The 16742-nt window shown below is 41.1% G+C and carries 14 protein-coding genes; 12 read left to right on the forward strand and 2 right to left on the reverse strand.

Annotation, left to right across the window (positions count from 1 at the left end; genetic code table 11):
- Positions 1–135 precede the first annotated feature (135 nt).
- From QR40_RS30235 to QR40_RS23090, 8 genes are all read left to right on the forward strand, one after another.
- Positions 136–948 (forward strand): hypothetical protein, encoded by an 813-nt coding sequence (locus QR40_RS30235; protein WP_152614265.1) that lies wholly within the window; start codon positions 136–138, stop codon positions 946–948.
- Between the two features lie 112 nt (positions 949–1060).
- Positions 1061–1492, forward strand: coding sequence for a prepilin peptidase (locus QR40_RS23060; RefSeq protein WP_160295862.1), 432 nt, complete (start codon positions 1061–1063; stop codon positions 1490–1492).
- A gap of 1 nt (position 1493) precedes the next feature.
- The gene (locus tag QR40_RS23065) at positions 1494–1940 is read left to right on the forward strand and encodes a TadE/TadG family type IV pilus assembly protein (protein WP_052431019.1); all 447 of its coding nucleotides are present in this window, start codon (positions 1494–1496) and stop codon (positions 1938–1940) included.
- Positions 1940–3580 (forward strand): DUF6382 domain-containing protein, encoded by a 1641-nt coding sequence (locus tag QR40_RS23070; protein ID WP_044296933.1) that lies wholly within the window; start codon positions 1940–1942, stop codon positions 3578–3580. The genes QR40_RS23065 and QR40_RS23070 overlap by 1 nt, the downstream gene beginning before the upstream one ends.
- A 132-nt stretch (positions 3581–3712) precedes the next feature.
- On the forward strand, positions 3713–4414 hold the full coding sequence (locus QR40_RS23075; RefSeq protein ID WP_027295313.1) for a 5'-methylthioadenosine/adenosylhomocysteine nucleosidase: 702 nt from the start codon (positions 3713–3715) through the stop codon (positions 4412–4414).
- Between the two features lie 388 nt (positions 4415–4802).
- Entirely contained in the window at positions 4803–5633 is an 831-nt protein-coding gene (locus tag QR40_RS23080; protein WP_138003120.1) for a hypothetical protein, read from the forward strand.
- A gap of 69 nt (positions 5634–5702) precedes the next feature.
- Positions 5703–7052, forward strand: a complete 1350-nt coding sequence (locus QR40_RS23085; protein ID WP_044296934.1) for a glucose-6-phosphate isomerase — start codon at positions 5703–5705, stop codon at positions 7050–7052.
- A gap of 325 nt (positions 7053–7377) precedes the next feature.
- A complete protein-coding gene (locus tag QR40_RS23090) occupies positions 7378–8331 on the forward strand; it encodes a D-2-hydroxyacid dehydrogenase (RefSeq protein ID WP_044297001.1) in 954 nt (317 codons plus the stop codon).
- Between the two features lie 160 nt (positions 8332–8491).
- Here the strand turns inward: QR40_RS23090 and QR40_RS23095 are convergent, their stop codons facing one another.
- A complete protein-coding gene (locus QR40_RS23095) occupies positions 8492–8755 on the reverse strand; it encodes a hypothetical protein (protein ID WP_027295307.1) in 264 nt (87 codons plus the stop codon).
- A 53-nt stretch (positions 8756–8808) separates the two neighbouring features.
- Positions 8809–10239 (reverse strand): serine hydrolase, encoded by a 1431-nt coding sequence (locus QR40_RS30240; RefSeq protein ID WP_052431020.1) that lies wholly within the window; start codon positions 10237–10239, stop codon positions 8809–8811.
- Between the two features lie 154 nt (positions 10240–10393).
- Here QR40_RS30240 and QR40_RS23105 point away from each other — a divergent pair, with 154 nt between their 5' ends.
- The 4 genes from QR40_RS23105 (at position 10394) to QR40_RS23120 (ending at position 16668) form a co-directional block, all read left to right on the forward strand.
- Positions 10394–10906, forward strand: a complete 513-nt coding sequence (locus QR40_RS23105; protein WP_027295306.1) for a transcription repressor NadR — start codon at positions 10394–10396, stop codon at positions 10904–10906.
- Between the two features lie 124 nt (positions 10907–11030).
- Positions 11031–12095 carry a PTS sugar transporter subunit IIC gene (locus QR40_RS23110; protein WP_027295305.1) on the forward strand — a complete coding sequence of 355 codons (1065 nt, stop codon included), beginning with the start codon at positions 11031–11033 and terminating at the stop codon, positions 12093–12095.
- Positions 12096–12296: 201 nt separating this feature from the next.
- Positions 12297–12830, forward strand: a complete 534-nt coding sequence (locus QR40_RS23115) for a cob(I)yrinic acid a,c-diamide adenosyltransferase (protein ID WP_044289563.1) — start codon at positions 12297–12299, stop codon at positions 12828–12830.
- Between the two features lie 202 nt (positions 12831–13032).
- Positions 13033–16668, forward strand: coding sequence for a glycoside hydrolase family 98 domain-containing protein (locus QR40_RS23120; RefSeq protein ID WP_044296935.1), 3636 nt, complete (start codon positions 13033–13035; stop codon positions 16666–16668).
- The last annotated feature ends 74 nt before the right edge of the window (positions 16669–16742 follow it).

Genomic DNA, 16742 nt, shown 5'->3' on the forward strand with positions numbered 1-16742 from the left:
GTGAGGTGGATAAGGATGTTCTTTCGTTGTATCAGATTCCATAAAAACAAAAATAAAAACATAATTAAGAACCAAAATAAAAACCAAAACAAAAACCAAAATATTAAAAGAAAGGTAAAGAACTCTCTCCCGGCAATGATTCATAAAATGATCCATGACAACGGAAGAATATCCTTATCTGCCTTACGGCAGGCAAGTCTGACTATAGAAGCGGCAGTGGCATTACCATTATTTCTGTTCGCCATGATTTCTGTCTTATACTTTATACAGATAGTAGATTTATCAGTACGGCTGACCGGGGCGGTATGTGAGACCAGCAGTGAAATGGCTGTATATGCATATGTAAAAAATGCGGGGAATCTGCAGGAGGGAGGCATATCGGATATTATTACCGGTGGACTGTCTGCCGCTTATGCTAAGAACAAGGTGAAAATCAGGGGGAGATTGCAGGAAAACTGGGGCAGCCTCAGCCTGTTAAGGTCATCGTTCCTGAAAAAAAGTCAAATAATCGATTTGGCAGGAACGTATCAGGTGAAGTATCCGGTGACCTTATTCCCCATGAAACAAATAAAAATAGCTACAAGAGGAAGAGTAAGAGCGTGGACCGGCAGAGATGGTGTCAATGGCGATGGCAGCACTGAGGGTGAAGGAGCATTGGTTTTGATAACGGTAAACGGTAAGGTTTACCACAAAGATCCGGAATGCTCCCACATAAAATTATCCATTAAGCCGGTTAACAAAGATGCTGTGGAACACCTCAGAAACGAATCCGGAGGTAAATATTATCCTTGCGGACAGTGCCAGGGTGGAAGCAATACGGTATATATAACGGATACCGGAGACAAATATCATTCTTCGCTGGGGTGCAGCGGGTTAAAGAGAGGAATATTACTGGTTCCCATGTCTGAGGTACCAGACTGGCAGCCCTGTTCCAGGTGCGGGCAGTAAGAAGTGATCTGGACCCAGGCTTAAAGGTACACGTAAAAAAGTTCTGGTTAGAGGTTCACGTAATAAACGTAAAAAGTTGATGAAAAAGATTCACATTCAAGAAAGGTATGCAATGAATAAAGCAGGTTTATTATTATTTCTGATTATCAGTGCGGGATTAGATATTAAACGAAAAGAAGTGTCAATGGTATTAACTGGTCTTTTTGCAGCAGCAGCTGTTATCTGTAATCTCGCCTATCAGCAAATTCCGGTTATTATCTGGGTCTGCGGTATTTTACCGGGTATATTCTTTTTGGCTGTAGGATGGGCGACAAGGGGAGCTGTTGGAAGCGGTGATGGATTTGTTATTGCAGTGTGCGGATTATTTTTGGGAATTTGGGGGAATATCCAATTGCTGCTGATTGCGCTCTTTCTTTCTGCCCTGTACAGCATGGTTTTAATCGTGGTTAAGAAGGTAAAGAGGAGCCATACCATTGCATTTATACCATTTTTATTATTAGGCTATGTCATTATGCTGACATTTGCCGGAGGTGAGGTGTATTAAATTGTGGAAAAGGAAGAAAGGAAGCTATACAGTGGAAGCCGCCATGCTGATGAGTATCTTAATACCCGTTTTTATTGGAATCATTTATCTGGGTTTTTTTCTTCATGATAAAGCATTGCTTGAAGGAGCTGCATTGGAAACGGCACTCTATGCCAGCCTTCATAATGTAGATAATAAGAATAACAATGAAGTGGAAGCACGGGCAGGAGCATTGGTTAAGGAAAGGCTTTTGGGAACCAGAAAGTTAAAAAGTTCCGTGTCAATGGGGAAAGAGAATATTACGGTAAATTATAGCGGACTATTTCCGGTTCCGGGGTTTGTAGTCTCATACTTTATGGGAAATGAACTGAGAATCGGTGTTAATAAAAAATATACGTTAAAGCGTCCGGGTGATACCATACGCAAAGTAAAAGGTTTGCAGCGGCTTTTGGATAAGGGGGAAAAATAATGCAGGTAAGCTATAAAAGAGATATGAATCATAATTATCTGATTCTGGATCCGGAAGAACAGATATATGGGAGCGAATATCAGATCCGAATGCTATCCATGAATGATATACGGGGGCTGTTAAAATGCAATATGAAAAAAATGGACGGAAAAGTTTATTTTTACTATGAAGTTACATCAAAGCAGTCGTTGGAGCGGATCTTTGAAAAGAGTACTATGACCATGGATGACATTAAAACGCTTCTCCTTGGAGTTAAATCTTCCATTGAGAATGTTGCGGCTTACCTGCTGGAACCGGATCATGTATTATTAGACCCTTCTTATATTTATATGGATATTGAAACGAAAGAGCCCTGCCTTTGTTATCTGCCTTCTTATAAAGGCTCTATTACAAGCTCATTCAAAGAACTTGCGGAGTTTATACTTAAGAGATTAGATCATAACGATCATGGAGCGGTATCTCTGGGATATGATATCTACAGGCAGACAACAGAAGAAAATTTTAGTATAGAACAGATTATACAGAGTGTTTACAGGGTGCAGACATCCTCTGATTTAAGGTTATCCCGTAACTCCGGTCAGCCAGGTGAGCCTGATGTAAATGCTGAGCTTACATCAAAGGCTTCTAAGTCCGTTAAAGCTGAAATGAACCAAAAGGAGGAACTTGAGGAAAGTCCGTTTATAGATACCACAGATGCGGAATTAAAGAGACAAATCTTAGGTGAAAAGGAAGACGGAAAAGTAAAAGAAGAGTCGGGGCAAAAAAGAGACAAAAATAAAGAAATAAAAAATAAAGATATAAAGGTTAAAGAACGTAAAGTTAAAGAAGTTAAAAAAAATAATGAAGTTAAGGGGAAGCATGATAAAAGTTCCTATTATAATAGGAAGGAAGACGGCAAAAATAAACCCGGGAGGGAAATTCGAGGCAGTCATAAAATTTGGGACAAGGTGAATTTTAAATTAAATTTTTTTATAATTACTGTGACAGCTGCGATCATAGGAGGGATATTTGCGGCAGGAAGTTATTTGGAAGCAGACATGACCCTGTTGGGAGGCATTGTCTTTTCTGTGTTAGGGGGAGCGGGATATTTCATTTCCTTTATTAATAGGAAGAAACTCAACAAAAATGAAAAACAAAACAAAGGAAACTCGGATATAGATAACATAGCAGAATTTCTGGAAGAAGATGAGAATGATATAGAGGCAGGGGTAATTAGCGGCATGGAAGCGGCATTTAGGCCAGATATGAAATTAAGGAGCCAAACTAAAATAGAGGAGGGGTATCAGGCAGAGAAGGAAGAACAAATTGGACAAACTACAATTCTCTGCGGAGATGAAGAACTTAAAAAATTATGTTTTATCAGTATGGAACCTCATTTAAGAGGGAATATTCTTTTATATGATAAAACACTGTATATAGGAAAGATGAAGTCTAAGGTGGATGTACGGATAGATCTTCCGGTAGTAAGCAGGGTTCATGCTAAAATCTGGCAGGAAGAAGGTTCATTCTATGTTATGGATTTAAACTCCATGAATGGAACGTTCCTTAATGGAGAGAGGCTGGAAGCTAATGAAAAACGTGAAATCAGGCCTTCGGATGAAGTGGCTTTTGCCAGCGCTTCCTATTATATAGGAAGGTAAGCGTTCATATGAAACTTAAAATAGGGGTGTAAGCGTTAAATATAGCAGAACTTATCCCTGATTGGTTGCAGAACCGGGTGCGTTATGATAAGATAACTTCAGAAAACAGGTGAAGTTAATGGAGGAAAATAGATGAATATCATAGGAATTATTGGAGCGATGGATGTAGAAGTAGACGCACTGAAGAAGGAAATGGAAAATAAAACAGTTACGGTTAAGGCTGGTATGGAATTTTGCCAGGGTATCTTAAAAGGACAAAACGTTGTTATTGTAAGAAGTGGAATAGGAAAGGTAAATGCGGCGGTTTGCACACAGATCTTAGTGGATGTCTTCCATATAACCAGAGTAATAAATACTGGTATAGCAGGATCACTGAATGCAGGGATTGAGATCGGTGATGTGGTTATTGCTACAGATCTTGTACATCATGATATGGATGCTACAAATTTTGGATATCCATTGGGACAGATCCCTCAGCTGGATGTATTTGCTTTTGCAGCAGATAAAGAGATTTCCGAAATCGCAGCAAAAGCCTGCCAGGAAGCAAATCCTGATATTCAGGTATTTCGGGGAAGAATAGTAAGTGGCGATCAGTTTATCAGTAATAAAGAAGTGAAGAATAAGATTACGGATAACTTTCAGGCCTATTGTACAGAGATGGAAGGGGCAGCAATTGCCCAGACCGCATATCTTAATAAGATACCATTTGCAGTTGTCAGAGCAATTTCCGATAAATCTGATGATAGCGCAACAATGGATTATCCTACTTTTGAGGCAAAAGCTGCACAGCACAGTGTAAATCTTGTGAAAAAGCTGATGGAGGTATTAGGCTAATTCGGATTTTTGGTGGGGAGAGGACATGCTCTCCCCCAAATCAAAAGCAATGCAAGTAAATTTTTATTATATTTTTTACCGAATCAAAATTTTTTTGAAAATATCTTGGCAAATCTGCAGAAAGCATTTCAAATATTTTTTAAACATTTCTGAAGCATTCCCCAAACTGCCTTCGAACCGCTAAAATAAATGGATTTCAGGAAATTGACTTATGAAAAAATGAGTTATTTCACAGTGAAATTGAAGGGGCTAACTTGAACCCCAAAACTCCAAAAACCCCCGTAAATAAGCCGTTTCCGAGGTTTTTTTGTCGAACGATTCTACTTTACAAATTATTTTTTGTGGGATATGATGGCGGTACAAATCAGAAAGGTGAAGGGGGATCACAATGATAAGGTCTATCTTACAACAAAACATGTTATTTTACGCAATGGCAGCAATCTGTATTTTGGGGGTAATCAGTCAACTAGTATTAAATATTCTATATGACAGACTGATACGGGATGCAGAAAACTACACAGAAGCGAAAGGAAAGTTTATGAAGCGGTTACGACAGCAATACGTCGCGAGTAAACGGTTAAATGAGGGGTTAACCAATACATCAGTTTTTGTAAAGAAAAGCATTTATCAGTATCATTGCCTTGGCATGAATCTACACCAATGGCGCCGTATGGGAGGAACAGCACTTGTTCTATGTTTAGGAATAGCCGGAGCAGGATATCTGCTGGCAGGTGCACAAAACTTCGCAGTAAATATTGTACAGAATTATCTATGGGCCGGTGGAGCGGCGCTGCTGCTGCTACTAGGAACCCAGGCGGTGATTGATGTTGGATATAAAAACAGGTATTTGCAGGTACAGTTGGAAGATTACCTGGCAAATTCCGGAATAGGACATGCTTATAAGGAGGTGGACCTATCATCACTATCGGAGAGTGAGAAAAAGCAGGAGCCGGTATCAGAGGCAGAGTCAGTAAAAGAGAAAGAAAAGACGCCGATTTCACTAGGGGTGAAAAAGCGGCAGGTCAGGCCGCTGGAAAGTAAGGCGCAAAAAGATAAGCGTGAGTTAAAACAGAATCTGGCAAGAATAAAGGAGGGGTTAGATGAGACTGCGGCAGATCGTGAGCATAGCAAGGAGCGGAACACGGAAATCCTAAAACAAATGGATCCTGCGGAGCAGGAACGAGTCATAAGGGAGGTGCTAAAGGAATTTTTGTCTTGATTAAGTGTAGTACATTTGGTAGAATGATGGATAAGAACATATAAAACACGCATAGAAGGAGTGAATATCATGGGAAATAAAGTAACGTTTGATTATTCAAAAGCAGCTGGATTTATTGGTGAAAACGAAGTAGAAGCAATGAAAAATATAGTTGCTGCTGCTAAGGACACGCTGGTATCAAAGACAGGTGCTGGGAATGATTTCCTGGGATGGATTGATTTACCTGTAGATTATGACAAGGAAGAGTTTGGAAGAATTGAGAAGTCAGCGGAAAAAATTCAGGGAGACAGTGAGGTGCTGCTGGTCATTGGTATCGGTGGATCCTATCTTGGTGCCAGAGCGGCAATAGAATTTTTACGCCACAACTTTTATAATATGGTTTCAAAGGAAATCCGTAAGACACCGGAGATTTATTATGTAGGAAACAGCATAAGCAGCACCTATTTAAAGCATTTAATCGATGTTATCGGGGACAGAGATTTTTCTGTAAACATTATATCAAAATCAGGTACCACTACTGAACCAGCAATTGCTTTCCGTATTTTCAAAGAAATGCTGGAAAAGAAATATGGCAAGGCAGAAGCAGCCAAGAGAATCTATGCTACAACGGACAAGGCCAGAGGGGCCCTTAAAAACCTGGCTACCGAAGAAGGTTATGAAAGCTTCGTAGTTCCGGATGATGTAGGCGGACGTTTCTCCGTATTAACCGCAGTAGGACTGCTTCCTATCGCAGTAAGTGGAGCAGATATTAAGAAGTTGATGGAGGGCGCTGCGTCCGGAAGACAGCGCGCTCTGGAAGCTGATTTTGAAGAAAATGATGCATTACAGTATGCAGCAATCCGTAATATCCTGTTAAGAAAAGGCAAATCAGTAGAGATATTAGCCAACTATGAACCAAGCTTACACTACGTATCTGAATGGTGGAAACAATTATATGGCGAGAGTGAAGGAAAAGACCAAAAGGGAATATTCCCTGCAAGCGTAGATCTGACTACAGATCTCCATTCTATGGGTCAGTTTATCCAGGACGGAAGCCGTATTATGTTCGAAACAGTATTGAATGTAGAAGAGTCTCAGTGTGAGTTAAAAATCGGGGAAGAGCCGGTAGATTTAGATGGCCTCAATTATCTTGCAGGACAAACTGTGGATTTTGTAAATAAAAGTGCTATGAATGGAACGATCCTTGCTCATACGGATGGAAATGTGCCAAATCTGATGGTAACCATTCCGAAGCAGGATGAGTTTTCCTTAGGTGAGCTGTTCTATTTCTTCGAATTTGCATGTGGTGTCAGCGGCTATACATTGGGAGTAAATCCTTTCAATCAGCCGGGTGTCGAAAGCTACAAGAAGAATATGTTTGCGTTACTTGGAAAACCAGGATTTGAAAAAGAAAGAGAAGAATTGTTAAAACGTTTATAGAAGTGATTTTTATCGAGGTATTAAGAAAGGTATTTAGCCGCAGTCTGCGGCAGATGATGTTAAAATAGATCGAAGCAGCTATTTTGTAACAATTAGTATTTTTAAGATAGAAGTTCATAGATATAGGTTTTAATTAGTGCGATTCCAGGGATAAGTGGGCCTAATTCTAGATATGGTTCACAAAATCAGGAAAACTGCATAAATTCATATAGAAGGGGGCTGCCTTGTGTTATATAAGGTGGCCTTTTTCCGATGGATTTTATATGGATTCAGGTAAACGCCTAAACGCAGGTAGTATGAGATGTCGGAAAGGAAAGCCGTAATGATGAAGATCGTGATATTAGAAGGAAAAACAATAGGAAATGATATGGATTTGTCTTGCTTTAAAGAACTTGGGCAAGTGGCTGTCTATGATACAACCCAGGAACATGAGGTAGCGCAAAGGGTAAAAGATGCAGACATTGTGATCATGAATAAAGTGCCCATGAATAAGGAGAATCTTGTAAATGCCACAAATCTGAAAATGATTGCAGTAACGGCGACCGGTTATAATGTGCTGGATAAGGAGTATCTGGATTCCAGAAATATAACAGTTGCCAATGTGGCAGGGTATTCCACAAATGCAGTTGCACAACATACAATATCCATGGCGCTGTTTTTGTTACATAAATTAAGTTATTATGACCAGTATGTAAAAAGCGGGGAGTATGTGAAAAGTGAGCTATTTACACATTTTGGCGAGCAGATTCTTGAACTGGAAGGTAAGAACTGGGGGATTGTCGGATTAGGGGCAATCGGCAGGCGTACTGCCAGGATTGCGGAGGCTCTTGGCTGCCATATAATCTATTATTCTACTTCGGGAAGAAATAAAGATGCGGTTTATGAGCAGGTTGATTTTGATTCTCTGCTGCATCGGTCTGATATTATCTCGGTTCATGCGCCGCTTAATTCGGATACCGAGAATCTGTTGAATTTACAGGCTTTTGAAAAAATGAAAAATACAGCAATTTTGTTAAACGTAGCAAGAGGTCCTATTGTAAATGAAAGAGATTTAGCAGAAGCATTAAAAGAGGGGATGATTGGAGGTGCCGGATTGGATGTCCTGACAGAAGAGCCCATGAAAAAGGACAATCCGCTGTTGGAAATCCAGGATAGCAGGAAATTACTCATTACCCCTCATATTGGATGGATCAGCAAGGAAGCCAGAGAGAGGCTGATGAAAGAAGTATATTTAAATATTCAAGCATTTCAAAACGGAGAAAAGCGAAATGTAGTTTGATATATTGCTGTTTGAGAGAGAATGGAATTCATTTGTAGCCACTGTGGGAGAAAGAAGTTCTAAATAAAGCCCCCTTTAGCAGGAGGCTTCATTTGTAATACATTTTAGTTCATGTTTTGAAATCAATTTTTGCCAGATTTGCGTCAAACCATGTGAGAGTCTATTCCTCAATAACATGTATCTCCAAATAATCAAAATCAATCGATTCAATAAAATTATCCTGATTAAAACGTGCTTTATCATGGCGCTTGAACTCAGCCACTGTTGCATCCAGCCACAGTGGCTTACCCAGATCAAATTCATAACAGGCGGCATCCAGGGCATTAAATATTTTATGGGTTCTGGTTTCACCGGTGTCATCACAGATCACGGTATCCCGCAGCATTTTATTATCTTTAAATATTTTAAACCATATTCGCATCATATTAATGTGTTTCCTTTCTTGCTGTTCGTCTATTCAAGATTTCAAACTGCCGCTTATTCATTAAAGTAGTCATAGATCAGTGAGGATAAACTGTTGATGTGATTTACTGCTGAATTGGTGGCAGCCAGGTCTGTGGACATAATGCATAGTATGTAATCACAGGCGTTGGAATATACAATAGCAGCATCATTTTCGGAGTTGCTGACCTCACCTGTTTTATTAGCACTTGTCACGCTTTCCGGAAGTCCGGCTGGAATCTTATAAGTGATTTCCTGATTTAAAAGCAGATCTTCCATGCTTCTTGAAGCAAGGTGGGAAACAAGTTTTCCTTTATATATTTTCTCCAAAAGTTTTCCGCAGTCAGCGGGGGAAGTCTGGTTTACTGCATTTTCTACCCAGAGGCTGGGATCAGCCAGTCCGTTTACCTGCTTGGTGTTTTTAAAGCCGTTCTTCTGGATAAATTCATTTACCATCTTCATGCCTTCACTGTGGTCTTTGGTCGGTGACAGGGATCGCACCAGTTCATTGGAAGACTCATTGTCACTTACGGTGATCATATCATTTAACAGTCGGTCAATGGTTTCGGTTTTTTCAAGAGTTCCATCTGCAATATGCTGATACACGGCTCCCATAATGTAAAGCTTAATCAGACTGGCTGATTCCATGGGATGTTCATTGATGCTGATCACGTCTCCTGTTTTTAAATTTTTCAGGTAAAGCCCCCAATCGCCCGCGAAGCTGTCAAGCATATTGGTAAGTGTACCTTCAAACTCTTCCCAGGTCTGCTTGATGGGAAGCTTTTTGTGTAGATATAATGGTGTCAGTCCCGCTTCTTTTCCTACCCTCAGGTCAAAAGTCTGGGGAATGGATTTCTTTGAAGGTTCTTCACTATATCGGAGAAGATAACTTTCAGGGGAAGCCATGATTGATTCAATTTCCGTAGTGGATGGTTCTGTTTCCGGTGAGGAGTTGATAACTGCGGTATCTTTTTTGGTATAAATCTGATATTTGGAATCTGTATCAGATTCTTCTGATGAAATTTTATAGTATTCCGATTCGGATTCAGCTTTTTCTGTGACAGTAGTACTGCTGGAATATTCGGCAGTAGTTTCTTTTTCTGTAAAATCATACTCATTCAATTCTGAGCTGTAGGGAGCATCGTCTGTATCATCCATTTCGTTGGAATCACTGCCTGAGTTTTCTTCCAGACTTATGCGCAGTTCCTGAAGCTCGGTGAGTTTTTCTGTAATCTGGTCATATATATGAAGTTCTAATGTACCTGTTTTCTCAGCTTCACTGTTGGATGTCCCCGATGAGTCGGATGAATTGTTGGTTTTCAGGGACAGTGAGTCCGATTCCTGTCCGGATGCAACGGTGTAGACTGTTTTTTCCGAATATGCGGCAGAACCGAGCAAGAAGGCGAGAACAATAACGGCCAAACATTGAAGCGATTTAAAAAGTAGTGCTTCTTTATCTTTTATCATTTTGTATCAACCTTTCGACAGTATATTCTATGTTACATCATACAATAAACCAAATTTATTGTAAATAGGAAATGTAGGGATTATTGGTTGCCCTCTGCCATGTTTCCATAGTATAATCATACCAAATACAAAAATCCCGGAGGCGTTTACATTTATGGAAACATTAGAAAGACGAGAACAAATCATTAAAATCCTGGAACAGAGCCAGGTTCCTGTGTCTGGGACAGAACTGGCGAAGAGACTGTCTGTCAGCCGTCAGGTTATTGTCCAGGATATTGCACTTTTACGGGCGGTTAATAAAAATATACTGTCTACCAATAAGGGCTATATACTCTACCATACATCAGTTCCGGCAAGGGCAAGGCGGTCGGTTCGGGTAAAACACCGTGCAGACCAGACCCGGGAAGAGTTGTACTGTGTCGTTGACCTGGGCGGGAAAATGCTGGATGTGGTTGTAGAGCATGAAATATATGGGCAGATTATGGTAGACCTGATTATCTCAAACAGAAGAGATGCAGATGAATTTGTAAATAAGGTGGAGCATTATAAGACCCGCCCGCTCAATGCGTTGACGGATGGGGTACATTATCATACAATCGAGGCGGATTCCGAAGAAATTCTGGATGAGATTGAAAATGAGCTAAAAGAAAAAAGAATACTTGATTAATGATCAAAAATATGGTACATTTTCCCCAGTGACAAGACAGCTGTCAAGAACTTATAATACTGTATAAAGACTATTTTATAGGGTAAAGTCTTAATTGATGGCTAATACGATCCGGGAGGGAAAGATGAATTTAATTAAAAGGTATTTAAACAGAGTTTTCATTGATGGTCTAAGCGGCATGGCTCTGGGCCTGTTTGCTACATTGATTGTTGGAACCATCATCCAACAGATTGCAAATCTGATCGGGGGCGATATTGGAGCGCTGCTATTCCAGGTGGGCAAGGTGGCGGCAGCCATGACCAGTGCAGGTATTGGTGTGGGTGTTGCCTATAAGTTCAAAGAAAGTCCGCTGGTAGTACTTTCTGCGGCAACGGCCGGTATGATTGGCGGCTTTGCAGGCAAGATTCTGGCTGGTACCGTTCTGGTGGACGGGGCGATTGTTCTGGCTGGACCGGGTGAACCCCTGGGAGCCTTTATCGCCGCATATGTAGCAATCGAAGTGGGACATCTGGTGTCCGGTAAAACGAAAATAGATATTCTGGTAACACCGATTGCAACAATTGCATCCGGTGCAGCGGTAGGCCTTCTGGTTGGACCGCCCATTTCCAGATTTATGGAAGGACTTGGAGCAATTATTAACTGGGGAACCGAGCAGCAGCCATTCCTGATGGGGATTATCGTATCTGTAATTATGGGTATGGTTTTAACACTTCCCATCAGCTCTGCTGCACTGGGCGTAATCCTCAACCTTTCCGGTCTGGCAGCAGGAGCGGCTACCATAGGGTGCTGCTGCAACATGGTAGGATTTGCAGTAGCCAGTTACCGGGAAAATAAAGTGGCGGGGCTTCTTGCCCAGGGTATAGGAACCTCTATGCTCCAGGTACCCAATATCGTACGAAAGCCGGTTATATGGATTCCCGCAATTTTATCCAGTGCCATATTAGGGCCTGTTGGTACGATGATCTTAAAAATGACCAGTAATGCAACTGGTTCCGGTATGGGAACCGCAGGACTGGTAGGACAGATCATGACGTATCAGACTATGGCTCCTGTGGAGGGATCTACCGTAGTTTTAATCAAAATAGCGGTGATACAGATCTTACTTCCTGCAATTGTAACGCTGATTGTATCAGAATTTATGAGAAAGAGAAACTGGATAAAACCAGGTGATATGAAGTTGGATTTGTAATATAGCCTCAGAAAGAGCAGGGATAATTGCCAGGTGAGTTCTGGTATCTGATTCCTGCTCTTTTGTTTTCCCATTTTATCTGTTTTTCTATAAACACTTATGGTAAAATAAATAATCATAACACGTTGGAATCGTTTGTACATCATTGCCCACATAAAATGCTGCACGAACATATATTAAAATAAATCAGGAGGTTTGGAAATGTTAAAAGGAACAGGTTTGGTTCATATTTATTATGGTGATGGAAAAGGAAAAACTACAACCGGTATGGGGCTGACGATCAGGGCAGCAGGATTCGGGTACAAGGTTCTGGTTTACCAGTTTATGAAGAACAATAAGACCAGTGAACGTAAGATTTTGGAAAAGGTAGACAATATCCGCATCATAGATGGGCTGGAGGAAGAAAAATTTAGTTTTCAAATGACACAGGAAGAAAAGGCAGAGCGCAGGGAGTTTTACAAACAGCAGTTTTTAAAAGTGACACAGATTGCCAAAGAAGAAGGATATGATGTGCTATTTATGGATGAAACAATTTATACCATCAGTGCCGGACTGCTGGATGAAAAGGTAGTTTTAGATTTCCTCAAAGATAAGCCGGAAAATCTTGAGGTCATCATAACTGGAAACACTCCTAGCCAGGAACTAATAGATGCTGCCGACTATGTATCTGAGATAAGAAAGATTAAACATCCCTTCAACCAGGGACAGGCTGCACGTGACGGTATTGAGCGGTAGATGATTGTAAAAAGAAGAGAAAACATATAAAAATGATATATTTTTGTAGTAAAAAGTTGAATTTTTTACTACTATTTTTCATTTTGTAAAATTCCTCCCATAGGGGTCAAAAAAGTAAATTTTTGTGACAAGTAATCGTATGTACTTTGTTATTTGTAATCATTATACTGATGATAAAGATATACGAAAGGGAGGAAATAAGATGAAATGGAGAGGAAAAAAACTGACAGCTTTATTGGCTGCAACGTGCTTATGCCTCAGTACTCCGCTCACTGCAGCGGCTGAGGTGAGAGAACAGAGTTCTGTCGTTGAACATGCTGAGACAGAAATGGAATATGCGGTACGAACAGAAGACGGCAGCACACAGGAAGGCAGAACAGAGGCCGGGAGCGAAACAGAGACGGACCAGGTGCTTATGGATGAGAACCAGGCAAAAGAGGCTTTTGCAGACTGGGTTGAGATTGACAACAAATCAGACCTGGTAAAATACTCCGGTAAATGGGAAGTGGAAACGGGCGACTCCCATATTGGAGGAGATGCCAGGCAATCCAATGCACCGGGTGCATGGGCAGAGGTTACGTTCACCGGTACTGGTATTCGTTGGATCGGACAAAAAGATACCAATTATGGGGAAGCCAGGCTTTACCTGGATGGAGAAGAAATAGCCAGGGTAAATGCAGCAGGGACAGCAGTAATGCAGGAAGACCTCTATACGCTGGTTGGAATTCCCTTTGGTGAGCATACCCTCCGCGTTGAAGCGGTAGGACCTGAGATACAGTATCAGAACTATATTGAGGTGGATGCGTTTGAATATACCGGGGATACCAGTGAAGTAAAGGCGGATACCTTAAGTGTAAACCCGGACACAATATCTTTGAAGGTTGGAAAAACTACCAGCCTGAGTGTTGATGTACTTATGGGAACTGCGCATGTATATAATCAGGAAGTGGAAGTGGTCAGCAGCAATGAGGAGATCGTAAAAGTCAGCGATGGATTAACTGTTGCGGGAATTGGAATCGGATCGGCTGTACTTACCGTTACCAGCAAAGACCTGATAAAGGAAATACCGGTGGATGTAATGGGAAAAGCGGCTCTCAGAATGACGATAGACAATGAGCATCCGTTGATCATTCATCACATGGCAAGGGAAATGAACCCCTCAGAAGCTACCCCGGGACCAATTCAGGGCGGACATGATATCGTTACGTTCTGGAATCAGCTTCCGGAGAACCAGAAGCCATACTCTGCAATTGTCATCCATCCTGGGTATTACCTGAATGTAGATTATCCGGGGCATATGGAGTTTTTAGATGAACAGACCAGACTTGCAGAGGAAAACCATATCCCGTTTTTCGTTATGGTTGGTAATTCATTTACGAGTAATTATCTGTCAAATGCCAAGGTGGCAGAGTATTACCAAAACTTTGAATATTTTATGGGAACGGCATATTCCGAGCTTCACAGTGCAGGGAATCGTACAAGGCTCAGCAACGAAATAGCAGATAAAATTGAATTGGCCGCTCAGTATGGCGGGTATGTCTGGGTTGCAGATATGAACGATGAGGGCGATTCTGTTGAGACAATTATCAATAATGAACGGTTTTACAATACGGCAAAAGAAAACAAAGAGAATCTTATTCTGATGTCGAAAACAACAAGTGCATGGAGCACAAACGTAAGCTATAATTCCTTTGAAAGCGTTACCTATGGTGCCTGGCTTTCCGATATGTGCGATAATTACGGTTCCCTGATCGATTCCTGGATGTGGTTTATCGAGGGTTACTGGAAGCTCTATGAAAATCCGGACGGAAGTATTGGAAGCCATGGACCGGAAGAGTGCAGAGGTGCATTTGCATTTCCGGAACTGCTCTATCCCATGCGTATGATCCAGGAGTCTATGAGTGGTGCTACGGTGTATTCCTTTGAACATCCGTTTAATTCAACCGGTATCCGTAACCAGATAGGACCCGTATATAATCATGCGATCAGTAAAGCAGTTGATTATATGCTGAATGAAAAAATACCGGATAAGGAAGAAATGCTGGCGAAAACTAAAATCGCCTATGACAGCACAGATGGATCTCTCAATAACTTTGCAGGCTCCATGGGATGGAATGTGGTAGGCACCCTGTACGGAGATGGGGGGAAACAGGGAGATGAAAAAACCTTCATGACCCAGACTACAGGAAGGTACGGCATATTGCCATCCATTATTCCAAGAGCGATACAAGATTTTAAGGAGAAGAACGGAAATATTCTGACACTGACAAAATCCGATATCAGGAATTCCTATAATTCACCTGAAAAACTAAAAGAGCTGTTTGATGGAGCTTATCCTCAGACTTATACCGGTACCGGATATGCGTACAAACTGGATAATACCTGGTATACATACAACAGCAAATGGCAGCAGGAGATGAGACAGGAAGTAACCCTTCCCACCAATGACAGCAACACCGATATTCATGTGGAATATGATAACTACACCTATCTTCTGTTAAAAGAGGAAGACAATGCTTATAAGGTAAATCTGAATAACTTCCTTGTTGATAAGGATGATATCTGGGAAGGATATATTGCTACCGGGCCGGGAGAGACACAGCATTGGGATTCGGATAATAACGACTTGTGGCCTAAGTATCTGCTGAACAATTATATGCCGGATGGGGCAAGGAGAGATGAGCAGTTCCGCAATACTGTAATTACCCTGACGAATCAGGAAGAGGAGCCGGTAATTGAAGTGATAGACGGAATGTATGATTCCGGTAATAACCACAATCAGTACAGCACTCCAAAGGTCACCTATGACCCGGCAACAAAGGAAGCCAAAATATCCATAGACAGCAATGGGTGGGTTAATTTTGTGGTTCATAAAGTAATAAAAGCGGATAAGCAGCAATTACTGAGTAAGTTAAAAGAAGCAAAAGGGATAAATGCATCCTTATATACAGCGGATACTTATAAAGTGCTGGCAGATGCCATTCAATCAGCTCAGACAGTGGCAGATAGTGAAAAAGCGGATCAGCAGCAGGTTGATGCAAGTACAGCCGCTTTGGTGAAAGCAATTGCCGGGTTGAAGAAGCTGCCTGCTCAGGCAGAATTGGATGCCCGCGCGGCAGAGCCTGTGATAAACCAGATCAACGGGATCAAAACGGTAACTCTGAACAGTGAAGCTCTTATAAAAGAAGCGCGTAATGCATATAACAAACTGACTCCTGCACAGAAAAACCTGGTTAAAAATTATTCGGTTTTAACTGCAGCAGAAACCCGTCTGGAGCAATTACAATTTCAGTCTGTCCGGTTAACATTAAAAGCTGTACCTTATCAGTCTAAGAATATTAAGCTTAGCTGGAAAAAAGCAGCGGATGCGGACGGCTACGTTATTCAGGTCAAAAATAAAGGCAAATGGTCAACCGTAAAGAATATAAAAGGAAATGCAACGGTTTCTTATATTTATAAAAATACCACTCCGGGAAGCAAGTACCAATTTTCCGTAAAAGCCTATAAAGTAATTGATCACAAAACAGTTTACAGCCAGAATCGGACAATTACCAAAAAAGCCGTTCCGGCAGCACCTGTTGCCAAGAGCAAAGTTTTACGGGGATCTGTGACTATATCCTGGAAAAAGGTAAGCGGAGTTTCCGGCTATGTGGTAATGAAAAAGACAGGAAAGACCTGGAGAAAGGCAGCGGAACTAAAGGCCGGTAAATTATCTTATAAAGATAAAGATGTGAAAAAGAATAAGAAATATACTTATAAAGTAAAGGCTTACAAAAAATCTGGCAAAAAAAATATTGCAGGCAGTTACAGTGCAGATATCAGCGTAAAAGCGAAATAGAAATAGTCAAATGAATTAAATACACAGCCGGACTTGAATAGTAGAAAAGCTATCTGGTCCGGCTGTAGCTGAAT

The sequence above is a fragment of the Robinsoniella peoriensis genome, assembly GCF_000797495.1.
GTDB classification, from domain to species: Bacteria; Bacillota; Clostridia; order Lachnospirales; family Lachnospiraceae; genus Robinsoniella; species Robinsoniella peoriensis.